We start from the raw sequence: 25,279 nt of genomic DNA, 5'->3' as shown, positions 1-25,279 counted from the left end.
TTCCTCGGCCAAAAGCCAGATAGCAAATTAATACATTGACTCATTATTACATTAGTACATTGGTGCATTTTCAAATTTCCAAATTATCTCATTTTCAAATTAATACATTGGTACATTTACTTATTGCTACATTAATCAATTGCTTCATTACCACATTAACCAATCTTCAAATCTTCAAATCTTCACATTATCTCATTTTCAAATTAATCCATTGATACATTAATTCATTGCTACATTAATCAATTGCTACATTGGTAAATTTCCAAATCTTCAAAATTTCAATTATTCTAACACTTTATTTAAATTTTAAAGAAGAAATGAATAATAAAGTCAATATATGATGTAAATCATGTAAAATATAGGAAGTCCAATACATTCAAATAAGGTTTATTTGTACAGGGCTGTAATCCCATTATTTGTATAAGCACCTAATTTGTATAAGCACCTATCAATGATTTCGTTACAGACCAACTGCCTATTACAACCAAAATATTTAATGACATGAGAAAAAGCTTTCGAAATTTATTATGGGTCGTACTCCTAGTGGGCCTATCCTGCTCAGAGGCCCCAAAAGGGGAAGCCACTACAGCATCCCTACCCATTTACGAGGATGTACCCTACCTGCAGGACTACAGCATTAAATATGACAAACAAGAAGATGACTTACAGTTATTCAGTGCGTTCATGGACCGCAATGGGGTTATACAGGTAGCCTCAACGGACGGCATTCTACGTACGCACGATGGGCAATTCCTTTACCCTGGAATCCTTTTAAAGGATAAAACATACCGTCCGATAGCGGATAAGAATATTGTTGCCATGACCAGCTATCAGCAACAGTTTGTATACTTGGACGACAAGGCTGTACTCAGCAACGCTTGGGCCGGAAGCCTATACCTAAATCACACACTTCCCAAGGCAAATATTTTTGCTGCTGGAAGCGATTTTGATTTCTTGATCAGTGATGGAACGGCGCTACAATATGTTTCCAAAAATAATAGTGGCTGGCAGGGAGCCCTGTCCAACGATAAGGCCATAAGCATCAAATTCGACCCAAAAACCAAATCCTACTGGATTTTGGGGGAAAATTCCATTACCGCCTTCAATCCAAAAGACAAGACCTTAAAAACCGTATATGAAGGGAGTAATTTTACCTCCTTTGCACTTCTGGGCAATACTTTGATCTTGACCACCTTGGACGGTTATTTTGAAGTGGATGCCATAACCGGCAAACAATTTGGGGATAAAAAGACCCAATTGCCATGGACAGAAATCAACTATGTGGGAGAAATTGACGGACATCTGTGGTTTGGCTCTACCAAGGGGGCATTTATGTTAAAGGATGATGGTAAATTTAATTACTACTACGGAAAACGTTGGATGCCCGGCAACAATGTGAAACATATATCCCAAGGTACCGATGGTTCCATCCTAATATTGACCGATGAAGGGCTGGGACAAATCGTATATGAGGAAATGACACTATATGACAAAGCCCAATACTATGAAAAACAAGTGCGGGACAGGCATATAAGGCTAGGGTTCAATGCCACTCTAGTGGATATGGATAATGGTAATTTTGATACAGGGCGACTTTCCGATTCCGATAACGACGGACTCTGGACTACCATGTACCTGGCAGGAGAGGTTTTTCGGTACTCGGTGACCAAATCGGAAGATGCTCTTCAGAACTGTAGGGAAGCTATGGATGCCATGGAAAGGTTGTTCAGCATTAATCCCGTTCCCGGATTTCCTTCCAGATCTTTTGAACGCAGTGGTTATATAAATCAATTACACGATCCAGACAGATGGCAACATTCCGATGACCCTGAATGGGATTGGAAATCCACTACCAGTAGCGATGAGGCCATTGGTCACATTTTTGCTTATGGTGCTATGGCCGAAATAATGGACAATGACCTTAGGGACCGTGCCATTGTACTTATAGACACTCTTATGAGCCATATTGTAAGAAATGATATGTATATGGTAGATTTTGATGGCAAACCCACCACTTGGGGCCGTTGGAACCCGGAATACGTAAATGCGCGACCCAAAATGGTGGGAGACCGCAAAATAAATGCCTCCAATATTATAGGCATGCTCCAAACAGCCTATCACTTTACCGGAAAGGAAAAATACAAGGAAAAAGCTTTCGACCTAATGGATAACCACGGGTATCTGGACAATCTAATGTGGCCCATGAAAGATGTTGCCATGGCTCCGGACGATGCCGATGATTGGAGCAAAATGCTGTCCGAATCCTGGAACCATTCCGATGACGAAATGTACTTTGTAGGCTATTGGGGCTTATATAGATATGCCTTTAACGACACCCTTAAAACTAAATTTAAGGAAGCTATTATTGACCATTGGGAAATAGAACGCCCTGAAAAAGAAGGTGCCTGGAATATTATGACCGCCCTTACCGGCACCCAGGAGTTCGACTTGGAGGAAGCGGCCTGGTACCTAAGGGAACACCCTATGGATATGGTTGCCTGGGAGGTGAAGAATAGCCATAGAAAAGATATCACCTTTTTAGATCCTAATTTTAGGGAACAGACCACCACAGAGGTATTACCTCCCGATGAGCGCCGCGTACAAAGACATAACGCCAATATGTTCACATTGGACGGCGGTAGAAATGGTACGGAGGAATTCTCGGCTGGGGATATCTGGCTGCTCCCCTACTGGATGGGAAGGTATTTAGGGGTTATTAGCGCCCCTCAAACCAAGGATTGAGAATTGAATATTAACAGCCCAAGTAAATAGTATGGACACCAAAAAAATACTCATGAATATAAATATAGACAGTAAACCCATGCTCCTACTCTTCATGACACCCATGCTTTTTAGTGCTTGTGGACAAGATAATTACAAAATGGAAAGGCAAATTACCCAGGATCTTAGCTACAACCACGACTTGGACAACAATGACAATTTTTCCCCGGACGATGAATGGCTGGTGTATGATACCCGCACGGAGACAGGTGGTATTGGGGCCAATGGCAAAATTGAAAAGGTACATGTAAAAACAGGCGACAAGGTGATCTTGTACGAACTACAACAGAACAAGGCCTATGGTCCTGGAGTGGGAGCTGTAAGTTATAGCCATACCAACAATGAGGTAGTCTTTATTCATGGTTTACTGAATTGTACCCCGGACAAACCCTACGAGCAATGGAGGAGAACCGGAGTAATCATAAGGGATGACAGACCTGGACAGCCCATTTTTATGGATGCCAGGGACATTTCCTTTCCGTTTACCGTAGGGGCCTTACGTGGGGGCACCCACAGGCATGAATTTAGTGGTGATGGAAAATGGATAGGATACACCTATAACGATGCCATTATGAAAAAACTAGAAGATTCTACCGGCCTTACCCACAATCTTAGAACCATAGGCGTTTCCACAAAACACCAGGCTGTAAGTGTTCCAGAATCACAGGACGGCGAGAATTTTTCTGGGGAATGGTTCAGTGCACTCGTGGTAAAAGTAGTGCCGGAGCCTGTTCCAGGTTCCGATGAAATTAGTAAGGCGGCCGGAGATAGTTGGGTTGGACATTCGGGTTACCTAAATTCGGATGGAGACACCCAAAGGGCCAGGGCTTTTATTGGCACCACAACAAACAATAAAGGCGAACAGCTAGATGAGGTTTATATAGTGGATATCCCGGAAGATATAAGCCTTCCCGGAGACGCTGCCCTTGAAGGCACCGAAACCAGCTTGCCCGCCCCTCCTAAAGGAACCCATCAACGTAGACTTACCTTTACCGCCAATAAGCAATATCCCGGTTGCGAAGGTATTGTACGTTCCTCCTATGACGGCAGTCTGCTGGCCTACATAGCCAAAGATGACCATAACGTTAAACAAATATTCACCATCTCCCCTTTGGGAGGAAAAGCTGTTCAGCGTACTTTTCATGACTCGGACGTTCAAGGTGGCGTGCGTTGGCACCCCAAACAGCATCGCCTGGTCTATGTATGGCAGAATTCGTTGGTAGGCCTCAAAATGGAGAATGGAAAAAGTACAATCCTGACCAAACCCTCACAAAATCCACCAAAAAATCCCGTCTGGTCCCACAATGGAAAGAAGATAGCCTATAACCGAATGGTTTCCAAAAACGGGAATACCCCCACTTTACAAATTTTTGTCATCGAACTTTAAGCAAACCAAAATGTATAGAATCCTATTTTCATTAGCCTTCATCCTTCATTTTTCCTACGGAATCTATGCACAGGAGACCACCTTTTATCAGGATGTTGCCGTAATCAACGGTATTTCCGAAGGGCTACCTACAGCTAGTATCGATCAAATAACAATAGTTGGCGACACTCCTACGGCAACTACCAGCTCGGGGCAATATGAATGGAAAAATTCCAAATGGATCTCCAAAAAGAACGGTGATTCCCCTACCCCCTTACCTAAATACAAGGGACTGCCAATTGAAGCCGGAAAGGTCCTTGCCGCAACAAATTACGGAAACACCAACTACCTGGGTTGTGAAAATGGACTTTACGTAAAGATCGGCCACAACAAATGGAAACAAGAACTTCCTTACGACCAAAATTACAGTTGGGCCTTAAAAGAGGTAGCGGCCCTTACAGTAGACTCAAAAGGCCGATTGTGGTTTGGTGCCAAACAAGGCGTAGGCCGCCTGGAGAAAGGACAATGGACGCTGTTTACCGGCAAGGAAGGGGTGCCCTACAACCGTTTTACATCGGCAGCTTCAGGTCCAACAGGTCAGGTGTGGTTTGGCACCGAAAACGGGGCCTTTAAGGTGGAAGACGATAAATTCTTCTACCGATCCAACCGCAGATGGTTACCGCATAACCACGTAAATGATATTGCCGTTGACGTAGAAGGGACCGCTTGGATAGCTACGCAAAACGGTCTGGCCCAAATTATTTCAAAGGAAATGACCTATGCCGACAAAGCTACCCATTTTACAAATCAGGTAGAGGCAAGACATAATAGAATGGGCTTTATCTGCCAAAGTCACCTTACCGAACAGTTCAATATAAATACTAGTCAGTTGGCCATTTCGGACAACGATGGGCAATATACCGCCATGTACGGGGCAGCCCAGGCTTTCCGATACGCCATTACCAAGGATCCCAAGGCCAGGGAACTGGCCAATAGGAGCTTTTTTGCCCTAAAATGGTTGGTGGATATTACCCATGAACCGGGATTTCCGGCAAGGGTGATCATTCCTGTGGATTGGCATGAACCCGTCAATGAACAATACAGTAAGGAGTACAATAGAAGGCACCAAAAAAACGATCCCTTCTGGAAGGATATTTTTCCACGTTTTCCCCTCAGTGAGGATGGAAATTATAGATGGAAATGTGATACCAGCTCGGACGAATTGGCCGGACATTATTTTAATTATGGCATTTATAACGATTTGATTGCGGAGACCAAGGAAGAAAAGGATGCCGTTAAACAAGTGGTGGCCGATGTTACCGACCACCTTATTCGGCACGGTTTCAAACTGGTGGATTACGATGGGAAACCAACGCGGTGGGGAAGTTTTGATCCTGATTATTTCAATTCCATCTGGGGATGGGACCAACGTGGTCTCAATGCCATGATGATGCTTTCCTTTTTAAATGTTGCCTCCCATGTTACGGGAGATCCCAAATATGATGAGGTGGCCGAAATCTTGAGGGAAAAGGAAAACTATGACATCTACGCCATGCACGCCAAAGAATTTTTTCCACCGGAAAATGCGGTTCCCTGGGACAACAATTTAGGTCTAATGAGTCTATATGGACTCATTAATTACGAGAAAAATCCGGAAAGGCAAATTATGTACCGTATTGCCCTTGAAAACGCTTGGTTGCATATCAGCAAGCAAAAAAATGCCTTTTGGGACGGACTCTACGGTGCAATGGCCGGTTTTTTTACCAAAAAGGTGGATGAAGGTTTTTTTAAGCCCGAGGAATTATTTATAGAGAATCCTTTATTTGCAAAGGCCAGCATTGACAGGTATTACAAGAGTAGCCTGGACAACCGCTACATGACAGAAACCTTGCAACGCATTCCGTTGGACCTAATAGGCTATGACATGGACAACACCCATCGTCTGGATATTCAATTGGACCCCACACCGGGCCAAGTAAAAGATATGGGCTGGGGAAATGACACCTATTCCCTGCCAATAGATGAAAGGGGACACGTTAGGTTAGACCGCGATGCCACTGTTCTCCATGATAATGAAGGTAATGGATACGCCGAACACGAAGGCACCTTTTACCTTCTACCCTATTATCTGGCCACCTACCATAATCTTATTGAACCATAGGCCATACCAAGGGGCATAAGATTGTAACGCTATATAATACAAGGCAAATGCTTAGGTTTTTTTATAATTCAAGTATTCCTTGGCCTAATGGGCCTTGGTCTTGGCTATCCCCAAAATGGGTTGCCAAAGCCGAAAAATGGCAACACCTATTTTACAGCACATAGAGGTTCCCATAACGGAATTCCCGAAAATTCCTTGGCCGCCTATCAGAAAGCTATTGAGCTGGGCTGCGATTTTGTGGAGATCGATATAAGAACTACCAAGAATGGTAAATTGGTAAGTGTTCACAATGCTACCATAGATGCCTATGTTATGGCGTAAAAAGGCAAGGTAAAAGAGAATCAGGAGGATTTAAACTTTAGCTTCTGGAGTTCCTTTCATCCCTTCTTCTACAAGCCAACTAATAAACTTACCAAATGTAGTAATATCTTTATCTACACTAGCTTTCTCTAAAGCATTCATATATGCGTTACGTTCCTCTACTGGTATCACAGTCCAAGGATAACCTCCAGATGCCAACATGGCATTCATTAAAAAGCGTCCCATTCTACCATTGCCATCTTTATAAGGATATATAAACAAAAATAAAGTGTCCTAAAACAGCTCTTACGCCAGCGTGCTTTTCGTTTATCAATAATTGGAACAATTTAGGCATAGTGTCTCGTACCGCTTCTACAATTAATGGTACATGCTTTGATTTTCCAATATATACTTGATCGTTTCTATATCCCGCAAGGTCTGATATTTGAAGAATGCCTGTGGTTACGCTAGGCGCAAATAATTGTCGATACCAATCTCCGTGATCTTCATCTGCGACCAGTCCAGAATTTTCATTGTTTAGTATGCGCTTCAAGCTATCCCTAACGCTCTGTGTTTTATGTTGTGATATAATTAGATATTTATGTTGTTCAACATATTAGAATTTTATGTATCAACACCAAATGAAAGCTTCTCCAATTACTGTTTTAAGAAAGAAGGGAAACAAAACCACTTGATTTAAGACAAAATTGAAAATAGGCCGGTCCTTACGTTGCGTTAACCTTCATGTGGGGATAAGTCATTTTCCGTTATTAAAAACCTTTGGCATTGACATCAAGGTCCTTGATCCCTTTCCGTAAGCAAAGAACGATTAGCAATTAGCAATGATCTGTGTTCCTCGGCCAAAAGCTAGATAGCAAATTAACACATTGACTCATTGCTACATTTTCAAATTTCGAAATTATTTCATTTTTGTGTTCTGTTCATTTTTTGCATCGCCCAAAAAACGAACCAAAAAACGCTAGGCTGATTTTAAATTTCTTTAAATCTACGCACTTTCCACGGCCCCGGCGTCCAGGCCGCTTTCACTTGGGTGAAATGCTCTATGGACGCCTTCCGCCTTCCAATGTGGAAACCACTTGATTTAAGACGAAATTGAAAATAGGCCGGTCCTTACGTTGCGTCAACCTTCATGTGGGGATAAGTCATTTTCCGTAAGCAAAGAACGATTAGCAATTAGCAATGATCTGTGTTCCTCGGCCAAAAGCTAGATAGCAAATTAACACATTGACTCATTGCTACATTTTCAAATTTCGAAATTATCTCATTTTTGTGTCCTGTTCATTTTTTGCATCGCCCAAATGCGTAGCATTCATGAATACCATTAAAAATCAATAGACCAGCCCATGAATAAAAAACGACCAGGGCCGAATGACCAAGGTACGGGGTACCTTGTGGTTAGGAGGAGCCAGCTGTAGCCAGGGCCAAGCTGATTTTAAATTTCTTTAAATCTACGCACTTTCCACGGCCCCGGCGTCCAGGCCGCTTTCACTTGGGTGAAATGCTCTATGGACGCCTTCCGCCTTCCAATGTGAAAACCACTTGATTTAAGACGAAATCGAAGATTCACGAAAACCTATAAAAAACCTGTCTACCGACAAAGGCAGGCCTGTCTGCCGAAGGCAGGCAATAATAACCACTTAAGTAAATTGAAAATAGGCCGGTCCTTACGTTCCGTCAACCTTTATGTGGGGATAAGTCATTTTCCGTTATTAAATAACTTTGGGCATTGCCCTCAAGGTCTATGGTTTGGTCGTTCTTCTTCCGTCGTGGAGATGGCATGGCCGTTAAGAATTATTAAAGCCTTGATCAAATTTATTAGCTCCCTGGAAAACCATTAACCCCAATTAATCACAACCCTCTTTTCTTCTTGTATCTATCAAATAAATAATCTTCCAGCTGCCTTGGTCATTGAACAATTGAAACGAATTTACGCCACAATGGCTAAAGCTATCGTTCACCCAAAATTCGTAGTTGGTCCATGCATTGGCCATTGGGCCATCTATTTGGATATTATAGGTCAGTATCCTTTCCTCAAATTTGGTAGTGGAGGGAATGGATACGATCGATTTTAGAAAATGATCAAAATTTTCGGTTTTGACCACCTCTGTACCCTCGGCATTCTTGCCAATGGTCTGTAAGACAATATCCTTGGAAACCGATTCCCTTAGGGCTACTGAATCCTGCTGGTGAAATGCTAAAAAAAAGGAATCAATGGTATTTTTCACCATCTCCTCTCCCCCATTCTGTGCCCGCAGACCAAACACAGATAACAATGTAAGACAAATAAGCACAATTGTGTTCATCATAGATAGTTTGTAGAATAATTGAATTTAATCAAATAAAAGATATTAAACCTCAGGGCAGGCCTGTCTGCCGACATAGGCAGGCCTGTCTACCGACAAAGGCAGTCCCTGAACCCAATAATGGGAATCGAGCCTAGGGTCGAGGTATTGAACCTAGATTCCGCCGAAAAAGGCGGGATTAGTTCAACTTGCAATTTTAAGTGCGTCTTACCGACTTCCCAATATTGAGTTTCACTAATATAAATAAAAAACCTAGGAACAATCTACGGTAAGATTGACGAATTTTAGAACAAATCATTACTTTTATCCCACCAAAAACAAAATAGATGTCCACTGCCAAAAAAGAATACAAAAGAGTTACCGTAAAATCTCTCGTTGATATGAAAAAAAACGGAGAGAAAATATCCATGTTAACGGCTTATGATTATTCCATGGCAAAAATTGTCGATGCCGCCAATGTAGATGTAATATTGGTAGGTGACTCTGCCAGTAATGTTATGGCCGGACATGAAACCACCCTACCCATTACCCTAGACCAAATGATCTATCACGCATCTTCGGTAATACGTGCGGTAAACCGTGCCTTGGTTGTTGTGGATATACCTTTCGGGAGTTATCAAAGCGACCCAAAGGAGGCGTTGCGCTCTGCCATCCGAATCATGAAGGAAAGTGGCGCCCATGCCGTGAAAGTAGAAGGGGGACAAGAAATAAAGGAATCCGTAAAAAGAATTTTAAACGCAGGCATCCCTGTAATGGGGCATTTGGGCCTAACCCCTCAATCCATTTATAAATTTGGCACTTATACCGTTAGGGCCAAAGAGGAAGAGGAAGCGCACAAACTCATTGAAGATGCCAAGCTACTGGAGAAAATGGGATGTTTTGCCATAGTTCTTGAAAAAATACCTGCCAAATTGGCCAAGGAAGTAGCAGGAAAGGTATCCATTCCCATTATAGGAATTGGGGCAGGAAATGGGGTGGATGGCCAAGTATTGGTTATACATGACCTCTTGGGTATAACCCAGGAATTTAATCCACGATTCTTGCGAAGGTATCTCAACTTGTATGAGGAAATGGGCAATGCCATTTCCAAATATGTGGACGATGTAAAAACGAGGGACTTCCCAAGCGACGAGGAGCAATACTAAAGGAGCGTATCGCTATCTCCTTATAATGTCCGCCATTTTATGGGGCGGATGGCCTATGAACTAGATAATCAATTCTATATAAGTGTCCACTAAAACAATTTCTACCCCTGGGAATCTCCAGGTCCTGTACGAGGATAACCACCTTATAGCCATCAATAAAAGGGCCGGCGATATAGTACAGGGCGATAAAACCGGGGATACCCCCCTGAGCGAGATTGTAAAGCAGTATATAAAAACAAAACACAACAAACCGGGAAACGTTTATTTGGGAGTGGCACACCGCTTGGACAGGCCTACTACGGGTATTGTGGTCTTTGCAAAAACCTCAAAGGCCCTCCCTAGGCTCAATAAATTATTTGCAGAAAAGGATGCCCAAAAAACATATTGGGCCATAGTGAACAAAATGCCCGATAAGGATGCCGGCACCTTAACCCATTGGCTTAAACGCAATCCTAAACAAAATAAATCCTACGGCCATAAGCAGGAGGTTCCGGATAGCAAAAAAGCCATTTTAGACTATAAGGTCATTAAGCAACTGGAACGTTATTTTTTATTGGAAATAGATTTAAAAACAGGGAGGCACCATCAAATTAGGGCTCAACTGGCCGCTATTGGGTGTGTTATAAAAGGGGATTTGAAATACGGGGCGGACAGAAGCAATAAAGATGGAAGCATACATCTACATGCCAGAAGCCTTTCCTTTATACATCCCGTAAGGAAAGAATTGTTACAACTCACGGCCCCTCCCCCCGAGGACAGTGTTTGGAACGCCTGTAAATAAATACCTCATGGCATGAGGCATCCGAAGACAGCCACCTATTGTTTCCCCCTGAACGGAACCGGCTGGTAAGGATAGGGACACCACACCCCCCTTGGTGAATAAAATTTTCACTACTTTTAACAAAGGGCATATTCCAAAGACCAAAGTAAAACACTATCCATGGGCAAGAAAGCACTGTTTATTTTTAGCATTATGTTACTGAACTCCTGTGGTAGTTACAATTCCATAGACACATTTTACGAAGCACATAAGAACGATGCCCAAGTAACCGCCATCCGCGTGCCCCATTTCATGATTTCCCTTATAAGTAATATATCACCGGAAATAAATGAACTGGTAGGAGACACCAAGGACCTAAGGTATATGCAGTTTCCTGTGGCCACCCCTGCAAGGGCCGATTTCCTGAACAAGCAAATGAACGGTATTACCGGAAATTCCTTTATAGAGATTTTCCGTAACAATGATGATTTAAAACGTTCGGTAGTGTCCATAAGGGAACGCAAAAACTCGGTGAAGGAAATTCTAATATTCAACAACAATAACAAAACGGGTTCATTCCTTTACTTCAATGGAAATTTTGACCCCGTCAGGGTAAGGAATATGGCCAAAAACAACGAGTTTGAAAAACTTACCCAAGGCCTTGTCAAGGAGTATAATCCCAATACTCCCAGGATTAATAATCAATAGGGAATTATTTATAAGACCGTACACTCTCAATCACCACAGAGCTCAAAATAAGTACTCCGCCCATTACCGTGGTCCAACTTGGAATTTCTGAAAGAAAAATTATCCCTATCAAAATACCGTAAACCGGTTGCACACTACTCAAAATACTCACCGTAGTAATACTAAAATGTTTAAAACAATTGAGGAATAAGGTATGCCCTATAGCAGTTGTGAACAAGGCCAAGGTTAACAGTGCCGGCCATTGGTCCGCAATGGCGTCTACCTGATAGATAAAAAATGCCGGGGCCAATACAAACCCTACTATACCCGTCTGATAGGTCATCATTAAGGAACCATTGTAATGGGCCGCCCTGGACTTTAATATAATATTCCTAATAGCATAGGCCAATGCGGAAAAAACACCAAGACCAACAGCCAAAACATGCGTATTGCCAGTTTCAAAATCGGGAGCCAACAAATAAATCCCGCCCAAAACCAATAGCCCCAGTACAAAATGGATTCTTTGGAAGGGCGTTTTTAAAATCAATGGCTCCAACAGGGCCGTTATAATGGGATAGGTAAACATAGACAACATCCCAATGGCCACATTGGATAGCTGCAGCGCATAGAAATAGGTCAACCAGTGAATTCCCATAAGAATACCGCCTAATAAAATAATGGGGTAATCCTTTTTGGCAATGCGGAACGATATTTTTTTCCATTTACAATAGAGCAACAGAAACAAAAATGCCAAACCTGCCCTACTGGCTATGGTTATGGGTACCGGTAATTGCACATATCTGCCCAGAGCTCCGGAAGTACCAATAAAAATCATGGCCAGATTTATCTCCAGCAGATGGTTAATGTGAAGGCTTTTGCTTTTCAAGAATATATTTTAACGGGTAACGGACATCGCCTTCTCTCTAATAATTTGTGCAACTGGTTTATTTTGTAAATGGCTTTCCAGCCAAGAAATAATATCCAAATATAAGAAAGCCCGTTTTTCATATGGGTGATTTTCGTATTTTTTCAGTTCATCGTACAGCTTTTGGAACTCCGTGGGCAACTCGTGGGGGAAGATATCGCCCAAGCGTCTTAAAAATTTGATCATTTCTTTCTGTACGGCATGAAGATCGTTCATTTTTAGCAGGAACTTATAGGTGCTTTTCAACTGTACTTCCAAATGATAGTCCATACCGGCCTCGTAGTGGGCAATAAGACTTAGTACCCTGGCAAAGCACATGAGATCTTCGCGCATTTTTAGATTCTTATTGTTAATAATCCTCTTTAAATACTGAATGCAGGTTTTATTGTCCCCAATTCCAAAATAAAGGCAAGCTATCTTATAGTACAATACCATAACATGATGCTGGTCTATCCTATCCTTATGCTTGTTAATTCCGTATTCTACGATTTTGACCAAATAAAGGCCCTTTTCAAAATTGCCCTCCAAGAAATGAAGGTTTAATTTATTTAAATTGATATATAAAAATGCCAAAGAGGCTATGTTGTCATTGTCCGGAAATTCCTTACTTCCTACAATTTTCTCCAATTTTTCCAAGGTCTCCTTGAATTGGGAGCTGTATTTAACATAAAATAAGGATTCCAACAAATAATGGTTTCCCTTTAAAAAGAATACGGGGTTTAAATAGATCATCTCCCTATTGTCATAAAATAGATCTACCCATTTACTGGAATACTTGTAACAGGACAAAAAGTCCTGGGTTAGAAAACTGTACCAAAGATGTGCCTTGTACAACCATAGTTTCTCCCTAAAACCGAGGTCTTCAATATGATACTTGGGCAAGTGCTTATCAAAATATTTTTGAACCCTTTTAATGTCCTCATCGCTTCTAACATATCCAATTTTTAACATCTGCCCATATAGCTGAAGTGCAAGGTTGGATAATTTACTGGTAATTACATTTTGTGCCGATAGCTGCTTGGCCTGTACTGCCAATTCATCTGCCCTGTCCGGAATACTACGGGTAATATACTGGGTCTCGATCAACTTCTCAAATTCAACAATCTCATAGGCCACGTTTTTCTCCTCATTTTCAATGGCGGTGGCCTTTGCCTTGTCCAATATTTTAAGGCTCTGCTTATACAGGCCCTTCTGGTACAGAATTGTAGCAAAATCCAATTGTTCCCGGATCTGCACCCGTATATTTTGATTTACGGGGTTTAACCTAAGGCTCACCAGGATCTGTTTGTACAGGTGGGCCTTAAGGTTGGACAACTGGGCCTTCTTAACAATCCCATTCTCCAGTATTAACTTTTCATCATACACCTTAATTTTATCCATTAAATTAAAAAGGGCAAGAAATTTGGCATCTGTATTCACCCCCAAGCGTCCAACATACAATTTAAATTGACGTTTCTCTGACTTGGAAAGTGATTTGACCAAAACGAATAATGCATCTTTATGCGCATTTGTCATCGTAATAATAAAGGTTTATATAATTGATAATCAGTGTTTTAAATACTTCAAAAAGTTATTTAACGTTGTAAATGCCATTTTGTGATTAGTACTGGCAAACCTACTAGTACTATATTCGTATAGCGCACATAAAATTACGTAAATATAATGAGCAAAGAAAAGGTACATATTTTTGACACAACACTTAGAGATGGAGAGCAAGTCCCCGGATGTAAATTGGATACGGACCAAAAATTAATTATCGCCGAGAGACTGGATCTTTTAGGGGTAGACATTATAGAAGCCGGTTTTCCAATTTCCAGTCCAGGAGATTTTAATTCTGTACAGGAGATTTCAAAAATTGTAAAGAACGCAACGGTATGTGGACTTACACGTGCTGTTAAAAAAGACATTGAAGTGGCCGCAGAGGCTTTAAAATATGCCAAAAGACCGAGAATACATACAGGTATAGGCACTTCTGAATCCCATATTAAGTTTAAGTTCAACTCCAATAAGGAAGCAATAATAGAACGGGCCATAGAGGCGGTAAGTTATGCCAAATCCTTTGTGGAGGATGTAGAATTTTACGCCGAGGATGCTGGTAGAACGGATAATGAATTTCTGGCAAGGGTCTGTGAGGCCGTCGTTAAGGCGGGTGCCACCGTATTGAATATTCCAGACACCACAGGATACTGTTTACCTGAGGAATACGGGGCCAAAATAAAGTATTTAAAGGAAAACGTAACTGGCATTCATAAAGCTATTTTGTCCTGTCATTGTCATAATGACCTTGGACTTGCCACCGCAAACTCCATAGCCGGGGTAATCAACGGAGCCAGACAAATTGAATGTACCATCAATGGGATAGGTGAACGCGCAGGAAACACTGCCCTAGAGGAAGTGGTCATGATTTTAAGACAGCATCCTACCCTTAATTTGGACACGAATATCAACAGTAAATTACTATACGACACCAGTCAGATGGTATCCCAAAAAATGGGTGTTTACGTGCAGCCCAACAAAGCCATAGTGGGGGCCAATGCCTTTGCCCATAGCTCGGGGATTCATCAGGACGGTGTTATTAAAAACAGGGAGACCTATGAAATAATAGATCCCGCAGATGTTGGGGTAACCGAATCTTCCATTGTCCTTACTGCCAGAAGTGGTAGGGCGGCGTTGGCATATAGGGCGAAAAATGTAGGCTATGAACTTACCAAGATCCAACTGGATGTGGTTTATCAGGAATTTTTAAAATTTGCGGATAAGCAGAAGGAAATTTTTGATGAGGATATCCATGATATCATCATCGCCAGTGGCATCAAAATAAAAAGCATAGCTTAAAATGAATCTAAAGATTGCTCTTTTAGGGGGAGATGGAATTGGTCCTGAGGTCTTGGCACAGTCCGTAAAGTGCTTGCAGGCCGTTGAAGAGACCTTCAACCATCATTTCACTTATACGGAAGGGTTGATCGGGGCCGTAGCCATGGACAAATACGGCTCCCCGCTACCAAAGCAGACCATTGATCTTTGCAAGGCTTCGGATGCCATACTTTTTGGGACTATAGGGACCCTGAAATATGATGACAATCCCAGCGCAAGAGTACGGCCCGAACAGGGATTGCTCCAATTGCGCAGGGAATTGCAACTCTTTACCAATATTAGGCCCGTCAAGATTTTTCCAACATTGGTCAATAAATCACCCCTTAAGAAGCACGTTATTTTTGGAACGGATTTCGTAATCTACCGTGAACTTACCGGGGGGATCTACTTCGGTGAAAAAAAATTGAGTGAAGATGGGACCGTTGCTTCCGACTTGTGTGAATACTCGGAAAAAGAGATCGGTAGAATTACCCATTTGGCCTTTAAAGCTGCCAAGAACAGACGTAAAAAATTAACATTGGTAGACAAGGCCAATGTATTGGAAACCTCTAGGTTATGGCGCAAAGTGGTAACCAGAATATCTGGAAGTTATCCAGAAGTGCAATTGGATTTTTTATTTGTAGACAATGCCGCCATGAAAATGATGTTGGACCCGAACGACTTTGATGTTATTCTTACCGATAATATGTTCGGCGACATTTTATCCGATCAGGGCAGTGCTATTTGCGGTTCCAAAGGCCTCCTTCCGTCGGCCTCGATCGGCAATGAACATGCCATGTTTGAACCCTTTCACGGTTCCTACCCCCAGGCATCGGGAAAAAATATAGCCAATCCCGTCGCCTCCATCTTATCTACGGCCATGATGTTAAGCCATTTTGGCCTTCATGAAGAGTCGCTCGCCGTGGTAATAGCGGTGGACAAATCCATGAAAAAGCACGTGGTTACCAAAGATCTGAACGCTTCCAGCAAATATGGGACGAGTCAGGTGGGCGATTTTATTGCCGGCAACATCATAGATTCTGACGAAAACCTCAACTATAATTACGAGAACATAGGCTTGGGAAGATCTACTATCATTTAATTACTGCTAAAACAAGCGCTACCATTTTATTATAGCCTCTTTTTAAGATATATTCCATTGTAAATGGAAATCGATTCCGTGATTGCCATTTAAATAAAGTCAATAGTCCTATCCCCAGGAACCATCCTTCCCCTGGTAGGTGTAATCGTGAGTTTTCCAACAATGGTAATAAACAATTAGGTCGCTTCAGGTAACCCTCGGGATGCACTTGCCAGGGATCATGACCAATTGTTGGGATCAATCCCAAAAGTTGTGTGTGAATTACAAAAAAATATTATTTACTATCTAAAGTTTGTGTCCTGTTCATTTTTTGCATCGCCCAAATGCGTAGCATTCATGAATACCATTAAAAATCAATAGACCAGCCCATGAATAAAAAACGACCAGGGCCGAACAACCAAGTTACGGCGTACCTTGGTTAGGAGGAGCCAGCTGTAGCCGGGGCCAAGCTGATTTTAAATTTCTTTAAATCTACGCAATTTCCACAGCCCCGGCGTCCAGGCCGCTTTCACTTGGGTGAAATGCTCTATGGACGCCTACCTGAATCCAATGTGAAAACCACTTGATTTATGACAAAATTGAAAATAGGCCGGTCCTTTCGTTGCGTCAACCTTCATGTGGGGATAAGTCATTTTCCGTTATTAAATAACTTTGGGCATTGCACTCAAGGTCTATGGTTAGGTCATTCTTCTTCCGTCGTGGAGATGGCATGACCGTTAAGAATTATTGAAGCCCTGGAAATAATTTACTATCTCATTTTTGTGTCCTGTTCATTTTTTGCATCGCCCAAATGCGCAGCATTCATGAATACCATTAAAAATCAATAGACCAGCCGATGAATAAAAAACGACCAGGGCCGAATAACCAAGGTACGGGGTACCTTGTGGTTAGGAGGAGCCAGCTGTAGCCATGGCCAAGCTGATTTTAAATTTCTTTAAATCTACGCACTTTCCACTGCCCCGGCGTCCAGGCCTCTTTCACTTGGGTGAAATGCTCTATGGACGCCTTCCACCTTCCAATGTGAAAACCACTTGATTTAAGACGAAATCGAAGATTCACGAAAACCTATAAAAAACAATAATAACCACTTAAGTAAATTGAAAATAGGCCGGTCCTTTCGTTGCGTCAACCTTCATGTGGGGATAAGTCATTTTCCGTTATTAAAAACCTTTGGCATTGCCCTCAAGGTCCATTGTTTGGTCGTTCTTCTTCCGTCGTGGAGATGGCATGACCGTTAAGAATTATTGAAGCCTTGGAAATAATTTAGGCCATGGCATCGGTCCTTAAAATCCAGAGTTTTTGGGGACCACCTAGCGAAGAAGGGTCTTTTCTCCTGCCTGCCGGCAGGCAGGTTTGTTTCGTTTTATTCATTGCTTGCTTATTTTGTAATAAGGTATTCATGAACCTCCTGCGTCGGTTTCATTGGACAAGCAAAGAAATCGAAGATTCACGAAAACCATTAAAAAACAATAAAAAACCACTTGAGTAAAATGAAAGAATAATTTAATCATTGGTTTTACTAAATTGCTCCTATTAATTAAAACTGTTGCTCAAAAAAAACACGACTGATCAAATTAATCCCTTTTTTTCATAAACACAACAATTGTTCCTGATCCATAAGGACACTGGAGGACCGGAAGATGCCATATTTAAATTCCAGTCAGATATTAGTTTGTGATTAAGCCAATTTAGCTTTGTTCAATTTGGTAGAGAAGGACAACTCTTTGGTTACCTTGGAATTTTTGAACCTATATAAACGGGCAAGACTATTATTACTTTTAATAGCAACTTCTTGTTTTTCCGTAGCATTTACAATACTCATGACAATGGTTTCAACCTTAACTTGGACAGCATCGTTTTGGGCCTGTGCAGCTACTCCGATAAAAAGAACAAAGATTAAAGTTAAAATGGTTTTCATGACTTGCGATTTGTTATATATATAACTAGGGCAAGTATATTTTTGCAAGTTCTGATTCGATGAAAAACACCGTTTCTCGTTAAGTGGATAAAATTCGGATAAAGTGTAATTAAATCCCGATGAACGTAAGAGGTTCCAAAATCACTTTAGCGATAAAAAATTGCATTTCATCGATGACCGTAAGTATTTACTTACATTTCCAAGCCTTGAATTTTACTATCCAACCATCAAGAAGGCAGCAACGGTGGAATTCAGAAGAACTAACAGTCCATGATTTCCCATAATATGTATCCCTTCTTACTTTTGTAATATAAAAAGAGCCTTGGACCGCTTTTCCAGACATTCAAAAGCAAATAATGGTTATCGGCCTACCTATTCGGAGAAACTGTTTTAGTAAATATACTCCTTTGGTAATGCCGGGAATACATGTTGGTTCGCTGTCGCCCTTAACGGCCATGTGGCCATTTTGCCATCCGATTCCTTCAATCCGGTTTTGGCCACCGGAATAGGTCGTAACAAATTTAAAATGCCATTCCCAAACCTAACACTCTGTAGTGTTCCAAGATCTCATAATAACCAACCAACAAGCATTCCTTTAAAATTGACGCCCAATAGAATATTGATCAGCCATAGGGTTATTCCAATTCCAGATCCAGTGTACAAAATTATGTAGAAAAATACTAGGCAGCCGTCAAAATACTAGGCCTCCTCATAAGCATAAAAATCCCCAAGGAAATGGATCCACAAACCAAAAATCCCACAAAAAGAGGAAGAATGGTAAGCTGAATATAACTACCAACATAGGTTGCGATGGGAATGGCGATCATAGTGGAAACAAACCCAGTAATGGCAGCCCCTATCCCCGCTATATGACCTATGGGTTCCATAGCAATGGCCCTAAGGTTGCCGAACAAAAAACCAAGGGTAAAAAATTGCATGGTCAAGAAGCTTATCAATATCCACAAACTAGGATTATGCGAATTCCAGAACAAGCCTACATAAACAAAAGAAACAGTACAAAATAGGGTCAAAGAAATCAAGGCCAATCTTCTCATCCCCAATTTTACCACCATGGTACCGTTCAACAAGGTAGATAGTCCAACGGAAATTGCCAATCCTGCGAAAACATAGGGGAAATTATCGACCAAGCCATACTGCACCTCAAACACTTCCTGTGCCGAACTCAAATAGACCATAAAGGCTCCTGTAATGAGCCCCGAAACAATAGTAAAAGCAACTGTTTCCCTGTATCTGAGCAATTCCCTAAATCCGTCCACGAACACATGGCTGGAAAATTTTATCTTATATTCCGGTTTTAAAGTTTCCGGTTGCCTTCTCCAGAACCAAACGCCCACCATTATAGTAGCCACCAATTGCATATAAAAAATAGCCTCCCAACCGTAATGATCTAGAAAAAACTTTCCCATAGCAGGAGCTACTATAGGAACCAATATAAAAAATGCCGTTACAAAAGACATTATCTTGGCCATATAATCTCCCTTATAGGAATCCCTTATCATGGATATGCTAATTGTTCTAGGGGCCGAAAGTCCAATCCCCTGAAGAATTCGACCAACTATCATCCACTCTAGATTGGGGGACATAACGCAGATAATACTCGCCATACAAAACACCAAAAAGCCAATATAAACAATAGGTTTCCTACCAAAACTATCCGATAAAGGCCCAAAAATCAATTGTCCCACCCCCAAACCCAAAAAAATCATTGTTATAAACTTCTGATTTTCGGTAGGGTCCAAGCTATTAATATCCACACCTATAGTGGACATAGCCGGTAGGAGCGCATCAATGGCCAGTGCCACAATAGACATTAGGGAAGCCATAATGGCTACAAATTCAAATTGTGGTCGCTGCTGACTTTTTTGCATCCGGCAAAATTAAACATATGCAATAAGATTTAACTATATATTACTGGAAATAACAAAACGATAACATTTATAAAAAATCCTCAAAATACTGACGCTTCAATGTTTATAAAACCCATTTATAATTACAGGAACAAAACACTCCCGTTTATTTTCACTTAACCATAAATTAAATCCAGAAAAGCCACACTAAGATTTAATTCCCATACATTTGGGGTTATAAACACTAATTACTTATTATGAAAATCAATTTTATCATTGCTCTAGTATTTTTATCAACCTTATTTACTTATGGCCAAAAGCTAAAAGTTAAACAGGGAGATTTTAATTTTATCAAGGGTCAGAAAGAAATAAACGTAGAGTTTGTTTATGACAATATGAAACTTTTGAAAAAGAACCTCTCCAATGAAGATTATGTAAGGGAACACTCTGCAGAATTGGAAGAAAAAACACGGGGAAAAGGTACATCTTGGGAAAAAAGCTGGTACGCTAGTAGGGAATTGATCTATGCCCCAAAATTTTTGGAATTAATGAATAGATATCTTTACGAGAACCACAATGTCTTCTTTAATGAAAATTTAGCCGAGGCCAAATACACCCTTATCGTAGAGACTATATGGGTATATCCGGGCTGGGATGCCGGGGTCATGAAGCAACCAGCAAAGGTTAGCACCCTATTAAAATTTGTAGAGACCAATAACAGGGACAATATTTTGTTGGAAGTAACAAGTGAAAATGCTCCCGGAGACCAATGGGGTAGCTCGTTTAGCAATGAAGACCGAATAGGGGAAGGTTATGCCAAAACTGGAAAATCCTTTGCCAGGTTAATTTTGAAGAAAGGCTTCTAGACCAAATATGCTTTAGGATGAAAACAAAAAGTGAATGATGATATCATTCACTTTTTTGCTTTTCAAGTTCAATTATATGGGCTACCGTTCTAATAAGTCTATTGTGCTTGGTCACAAAGGGATTGGTCTTGTCCCAGACATAGCCCGCCAAAACAGAACATATTTGTCTTTTTACCTCTGGATTTTCCGGTTCATGAAAAAACAAGGTCTGTAAATTACCGCTATACCACTCGTTAACATAGGAAGAAAATACGTTTACTCCTTCCCTAATATAATCAGAGTATTCCTTCTCCCAATCAACTGCCTCACCTTTAAGAGCTTTGGCAATGAGTTTTGCACCCAACAAGGCCGATTCTGTGGCAAAAGTAACTCCAGAAGAAAAGACGGGATCCAAAAACTCCGCACTATTGCCCGTTAAAACAAATCCTTTACCATAAAGTTTTTTTACTGATTTGGAATAATTCTTTATCAAAACCGGTTCGAACAAAAATTCGACCCCCTTAAAGCGTTCGTAATAATAGTTGGACAACTTCAACATCTGTGTCAATTTTTCCCCATTACTTCCTTCAAAGGACTCCAAAAATTCAGTAGGCCCCACATACCCAATACTTGTTCTTCCATTTGAAAATGGAATGACCCATAACCAAACCTCTTTATCAACCACATCAAAAGTAATCAGGGTACCTTCCCTACCCTCTGGGCGGTTTACATCCACTACATGGGTAAAAATAGAGGAATGGCTGGGCAGGACAGAGGGCTTGTCCAAATCCAACAATCTGGGCAATACCCTTCCGTAACCACTGGAATCTATTATATATTTTGCCTGTACCTGGTATGGTTCCCCATTTTCATCCTTAATAGTGGTCAGGGAACCCCCATTTTCGTCAATAACAACATCTACAACCTCATGTCCAAAGGAGACTTCCACCCCCTTCTTGATCAGTTCGTCTACCAATACTTTGTCAAAATCCGCTCTAGGAACCTGCCAAGTCCAATCCCAACCCTTGGTGTGTTTCTTACTAAAATCAAATTCACAGATTTTGTCCCCTTTTATAAATCGGGCTCCAAATTTCTTTTCAAAACCAAAGGCATTCAAACCTTCCAACAGGCCTACTTCCTCAAAATGATCCATACATCTGGGCAAAAGGCTCTCCCCTATTACAAATCTGGGAAAAATACTTTTTTCAACCACCTGAACTTGAATTCCTTGACCTTGTAAAAAGGCTGCGGAGACGCAACCAGACGGCCCTGCGCCAATTACTAAGACTTCGACTAAACGTTGATTCATTAATTTTAAAATATTGATTGGTTAAATATCATACATTTGCAATCCAAAATAACTATTTTTATTAATTGTTATTCAATTTACTTTTAAAATATTGAATTTATATACATGTTGACTATTAAAGGAAAGTTAGGAATAGAGGATTTCTATCGTATAATTTTTAAAGAAGAATCTATTCTAATAAATAAAGACGTTTTAACAACCGTCGAAAATAGTTTTAATTTTTTAAGCCACTTTTCCCAAAACAAAATCATTTACGGTGTAAATACAGGTTTTGGTCCAATGGCGCAATATAAAATAAAAGACGCCGACCGGATTCAATTACAATACAATCTCATAAGAAGCCACGCTTCCGGAACAGGCAATTTAATCCCTGCCCAATATGTCAAGGCTGCTATGCTGGCCAGATTGAACACTTTAAGTTTGGGATATTCAGGTGTACATATTTCGGTAATCGAATTAATGACTTCACTCATCAACAAGAACATTACCCCTGTAATTTTTGAGCATGGTGGCGTGGGTGCCAGCGGCGATTTAGTCCAATTGGCACATATAGCCCTAGTACTTATTGGGGAAGGTGAGGTATTTTACAAAGAAGAGAGAAGACCAACGGAAGAAGTATTTAAAATAGAAAACCTAAAGCCCATTACCGTTTCTTTAAGAGAGGGCTTGGCACTTATAAATGGCACTTCGGTGATGACGGGAATTGGCCTCATCAACACCATAAACACCAGAAAGTTATTGGATTGGATGATATGCTGTTCATCTGCCATCAATGAAATAGTACATGCCTATGATGACCACTTGTCACTAGAGCTAAATCAGTCCAAAAAACACAAAGGGCAGCAGCAGATCGCCAAATCCATGAGAAATCATTTAAAGGATAGTGCCCTTACCCGTAAGAGGGAACACCATTTGTACAACGGCAATAACGAAGTGTCTATATTTGAGGAAAAGGTACAGGAATACTATTCCTTGAGATGCGTACCCCAGATCTTAGGTCCAGTTCTTGACACTTTGAACAACGTAGAAAGAATTCTTATCGAAGAAGTCAATTCGGCCAACGACAACCCCATTGTGGATGTTGAAAAAGAGCATGTGTACCATGGCGGAAACTTTCACGGCGATTATGTTTCCCTTGAAATGGACAAACTAAAACTAATCGTGACCAAAATGAGCATGCTTGCCGAAAGGCAATTAAACTACCTCTTAAATCCAAACCTTAATAATATACTTCCCCCCTTTGTCAATCTTGGTAAACTTGGTTTAAATTTCGGGATGCAAGGTGTACAGTTCACTGCCACCTCCACCACTGCTGAAAACCAAATGTTGTCCAATCCCATGTACGTTCACAGTATCCCAAACAACAACGACAATCAGGACATTGTTAGCATGGGAACCAACGCAGCCAACATTACCAAAAAAGTCATCGAAAATACTTTTGAAGTCCTTGCGATAGAAACAATAACTATTGTCCAGGCCATTGAGTATTTGAAAGTTCAGGACAAAATATCGTCCAAAACAAGAAAAATGTATGATGATATTAGAAATTTGGTCCCCCCTATCTCCGACAAAGACGTTCCCATGTATCCTTATGTAAATAAGGTTAAAGACTTTATTCTAAATTTTGAGGAAGAATCTTACGCTTGTAAGCATCTTAATTAAAAAATTGAGTTAGAAAAGTTATTTGAATAAAATAATCCATAATTTAATAGTGGCATAGCTTAATGTTAAACATACACCGGGTCCCAACTTGGTAATTATTGAATATGAACGTTTTAATTTAAAAAGATCTAAGATGAAAACAAAGGTTATTTTTTCGGTTGCACTTTTTTTGGTTTTTGGTAATTTTTATTCACAGGAATATGCCCTGGTAAGGGAAAATGGGCTTTATGGGTATATCAATACCTCCGGGGAGTTTGCAATACAGCCTCAATTTAAAAAAGCTGACAATTTTACAAACGAGCGGGCCGCCGCCTCAATGGGCGACAAATGGGGCTATATCAATACTGCTGGGGAATGGGCAATTCAACCTGAATATGAACATGTGAAAGAATTCAATTCGGGGCTGGCCTTGGTAAACAAAGGTGACCAATGGCATTATATCAATGTTTCGGGAGAAACCTTGGAAACCCCAGTTTCTGAAAAATATTATGATTTTGACAATGGTGTGGCCTTTTTTAAAAGTGGTGAGAAAATTGGGCTTTTAGGTACCGATGGAAAATTAATCGCAGAACCGGATTTTGACGAAATTAAACCCTTTATCGATGGATATGCCAAGGCCAGAAAAGGTGAGCTTTGGGGAATGATCAATAAAAAGGGCGAAATCTACATCCCCATTGAGAACCAAGAAATTGGAGATTACAACAGTAAAGGTGTATGGGTAAAAAAGCAGGAATCTTTTGGGATTATAGCCAACGGCAACTTTAACCCCGTAAAGAATGCCGATAAAATATGGGAATTCACGGACAAGTCAGAATTAACCTATGCCAGGAGCAATAAATTGATGGGGTTCATTAATAACACAGGGGAGTGGATCATTGCTCCTACCTATGAAAAAGCCAGGGATTTTAGCCAAGGTTTGGCACCAGTGTTTATGAACAAAAACTGGGGGTATATTAATGAAAAAGGAGAAAAGGTCATAGATTTCAAGTTTAAGGATGCCGAAGTGTTCTCCGCAAACGGTCTTGCCCCCGTAAAAGAAAAGAAATGGGGATTCATAGATAAAACTGGAAAATGGGTAATACAACCAGAATATGATATCACGGCAGGATTATCGTTTTCCATCTTTAAAAAGAATTTGGAAAAAGGCTTCATCAATGGGCTTGCCAGAGTAAAATATAAGAAGAAATGGGGTTTTCTAAATGCCAAGGGAGAAGTTTTGGGCAACAAATGGTACGAAAATGCAGAAATATTTGACGACGTTAAAAATTAAACC

19 protein-coding genes are annotated in these 25,279 nt (G+C 40.8%); 12 read left to right on the top strand and 7 right to left on the bottom strand.

Annotation, left to right across the window (positions count from 1 at the left end; genetic code table 11):
- Window positions 1-501: 501 nt before the first annotated feature.
- The 4 genes from C7972_RS08750 to C7972_RS08735 all read left to right on the top strand — a co-directional run bounded on the left by C7972_RS08750 (window position 502) and on the right by C7972_RS08735 (window position 6,629).
- Window positions 502-2,742, top strand: coding sequence for a hypothetical protein (locus C7972_RS08750; RefSeq protein ID WP_110355821.1), 2,241 nt, complete (start codon window positions 502-504; stop codon window positions 2,740-2,742).
- Between the two features lie 52 nt (window positions 2,743-2,794).
- Entirely contained in the window at window positions 2,795-4,168 is a 1,374-nt protein-coding gene (locus C7972_RS08745) for a DUF3748 domain-containing protein (protein ID WP_220020882.1), read from the top strand.
- Window positions 4,169-4,178: 10 nt separating this feature from the next.
- Complete coding sequence (locus C7972_RS08740) at window positions 4,179-6,308, top strand: hypothetical protein (RefSeq protein ID WP_110355820.1); 2,130 nt, start codon at window positions 4,179-4,181, stop codon at window positions 6,306-6,308.
- A gap of 87 nt (window positions 6,309-6,395) precedes the next feature.
- A complete protein-coding gene (locus C7972_RS08735) occupies window positions 6,396-6,629 on the top strand; it encodes a glycerophosphodiester phosphodiesterase family protein (RefSeq protein ID WP_110355819.1) in 234 nt (77 codons plus the stop codon).
- Window positions 6,630-6,659: 30 nt separating this feature from the next.
- Here C7972_RS08735 and C7972_RS24080 read toward each other — a convergent pair whose 3' ends face one another.
- Both C7972_RS24080 and C7972_RS08725 read right to left on the bottom strand, forming a co-directional pair.
- Window positions 6,660-6,854, bottom strand: a complete 195-nt coding sequence (locus C7972_RS24080; protein WP_258364802.1) for a hypothetical protein — start codon at window positions 6,852-6,854, stop codon at window positions 6,660-6,662.
- 1,619 nt (window positions 6,855-8,473) lie between these two features.
- Window positions 8,474-8,935 (bottom strand): nuclear transport factor 2 family protein, encoded by a 462-nt coding sequence (locus tag C7972_RS08725; protein WP_309148921.1) that lies wholly within the window; start codon window positions 8,933-8,935, stop codon window positions 8,474-8,476.
- Between the two features lie 323 nt (window positions 8,936-9,258).
- Here C7972_RS08725 and panB point away from each other — a divergent pair, with 323 nt between their 5' ends.
- The 3 genes from panB (at window position 9,259) to C7972_RS08710 (ending at window position 11,545) form a co-directional block, all read left to right on the top strand.
- Window positions 9,259-10,077 (top strand): 3-methyl-2-oxobutanoate hydroxymethyltransferase, encoded by an 819-nt coding sequence (gene panB, locus C7972_RS08720; RefSeq protein ID WP_110355817.1) that lies wholly within the window; start codon window positions 9,259-9,261, stop codon window positions 10,075-10,077.
- Between the two features lie 82 nt (window positions 10,078-10,159).
- Window positions 10,160-10,858 (top strand): RluA family pseudouridine synthase, encoded by a 699-nt coding sequence (locus C7972_RS08715; RefSeq protein ID WP_110355816.1) that lies wholly within the window; start codon window positions 10,160-10,162, stop codon window positions 10,856-10,858.
- A gap of 159 nt (window positions 10,859-11,017) precedes the next feature.
- Window positions 11,018-11,545: a DUF4252 domain-containing protein gene (locus tag C7972_RS08710; protein WP_110355815.1), complete on the top strand. Its 528-nt coding sequence runs from the start codon at window positions 11,018-11,020 to the stop codon at window positions 11,543-11,545.
- A gap of 4 nt (window positions 11,546-11,549) precedes the next feature.
- On the opposite strand, the gene C7972_RS08705 is transcribed toward C7972_RS08710, so the two are convergent.
- Together C7972_RS08705 and C7972_RS08700 are read right to left on the bottom strand one after the other, a co-directional pair.
- Complete coding sequence (locus tag C7972_RS08705) at window positions 11,550-12,410, bottom strand: DMT family transporter (protein WP_258364801.1); 861 nt, start codon at window positions 12,408-12,410, stop codon at window positions 11,550-11,552.
- A gap of 9 nt (window positions 12,411-12,419) precedes the next feature.
- A complete protein-coding gene (locus C7972_RS08700) occupies window positions 12,420-13,964 on the bottom strand; it encodes a hypothetical protein (RefSeq protein ID WP_110355813.1) in 1,545 nt (514 codons plus the stop codon).
- A 147-nt stretch (window positions 13,965-14,111) separates the two neighbouring features.
- On the opposite strand from C7972_RS08700, the gene C7972_RS08695 reads away from it, so the two are divergent.
- Entirely contained in the window at window positions 14,112-15,284 is a 1,173-nt protein-coding gene (locus tag C7972_RS08695; protein WP_110355812.1) for a 2-isopropylmalate synthase, read from the top strand.
- Between the two features lies 1 nt (window position 15,285).
- Complete coding sequence (gene leuB / locus C7972_RS08690) at window positions 15,286-16,404, top strand: 3-isopropylmalate dehydrogenase (protein WP_110355811.1); 1,119 nt, start codon at window positions 15,286-15,288, stop codon at window positions 16,402-16,404.
- Window positions 16,405-18,082: 1,678 nt separating this feature from the next.
- On the opposite strand, the gene C7972_RS08685 is transcribed toward leuB, so the two are convergent.
- Both C7972_RS08685 and C7972_RS08680 read right to left on the bottom strand, forming a co-directional pair.
- Window positions 18,083-18,322 (bottom strand): hypothetical protein, encoded by a 240-nt coding sequence (locus C7972_RS08685; protein WP_110355810.1) that lies wholly within the window; start codon window positions 18,320-18,322, stop codon window positions 18,083-18,085.
- Between the two features lie 680 nt (window positions 18,323-19,002).
- Window positions 19,003-20,211 carry a multidrug effflux MFS transporter gene (locus C7972_RS08680; protein WP_110355809.1) on the bottom strand — a complete coding sequence of 403 codons (1,209 nt, stop codon included), beginning with the start codon at window positions 20,209-20,211 and terminating at the stop codon, window positions 19,003-19,005.
- A 236-nt stretch (window positions 20,212-20,447) separates the two neighbouring features.
- On the opposite strand from C7972_RS08680, the gene C7972_RS08675 reads away from it, so the two are divergent.
- On the top strand, window positions 20,448-21,056 hold the full coding sequence (locus tag C7972_RS08675) for a hypothetical protein (RefSeq protein WP_110355808.1): 609 nt from the start codon (window positions 20,448-20,450) through the stop codon (window positions 21,054-21,056).
- A gap of 43 nt (window positions 21,057-21,099) precedes the next feature.
- On the opposite strand, the gene C7972_RS08670 is transcribed toward C7972_RS08675, so the two are convergent.
- Entirely contained in the window at window positions 21,100-22,344 is a 1,245-nt protein-coding gene (locus C7972_RS08670; protein ID WP_110355807.1) for an NAD(P)/FAD-dependent oxidoreductase, read from the bottom strand.
- 105 nt (window positions 22,345-22,449) lie between these two features.
- Between C7972_RS08670 and hutH the strand changes: the two genes are divergently transcribed.
- Together hutH and C7972_RS08660 are read left to right on the top strand one after the other, a co-directional pair.
- Window positions 22,450-24,006: a histidine ammonia-lyase gene (gene hutH, locus C7972_RS08665; RefSeq protein ID WP_110355806.1), complete on the top strand. Its 1,557-nt coding sequence runs from the start codon at window positions 22,450-22,452 to the stop codon at window positions 24,004-24,006.
- A 133-nt stretch (window positions 24,007-24,139) separates the two neighbouring features.
- A complete protein-coding gene (locus C7972_RS08660; protein WP_110355805.1) occupies window positions 24,140-25,276 on the top strand; it encodes a WG repeat-containing protein in 1,137 nt (378 codons plus the stop codon).
- Window positions 25,277-25,279 lie beyond the last annotated feature (3 nt).

The sequence above is a fragment of the Arenibacter sp. ARW7G5Y1 genome (genome assembly GCF_003201775.1).
In the GTDB taxonomy this organism is placed as follows: Bacteria; Bacteroidota; Bacteroidia; order Flavobacteriales; family Flavobacteriaceae; genus Arenibacter.
The sequence above is the reverse complement of the archived record's forward strand: the minus strand, read 5'-3'. Positions and strand labels throughout refer to the sequence as shown.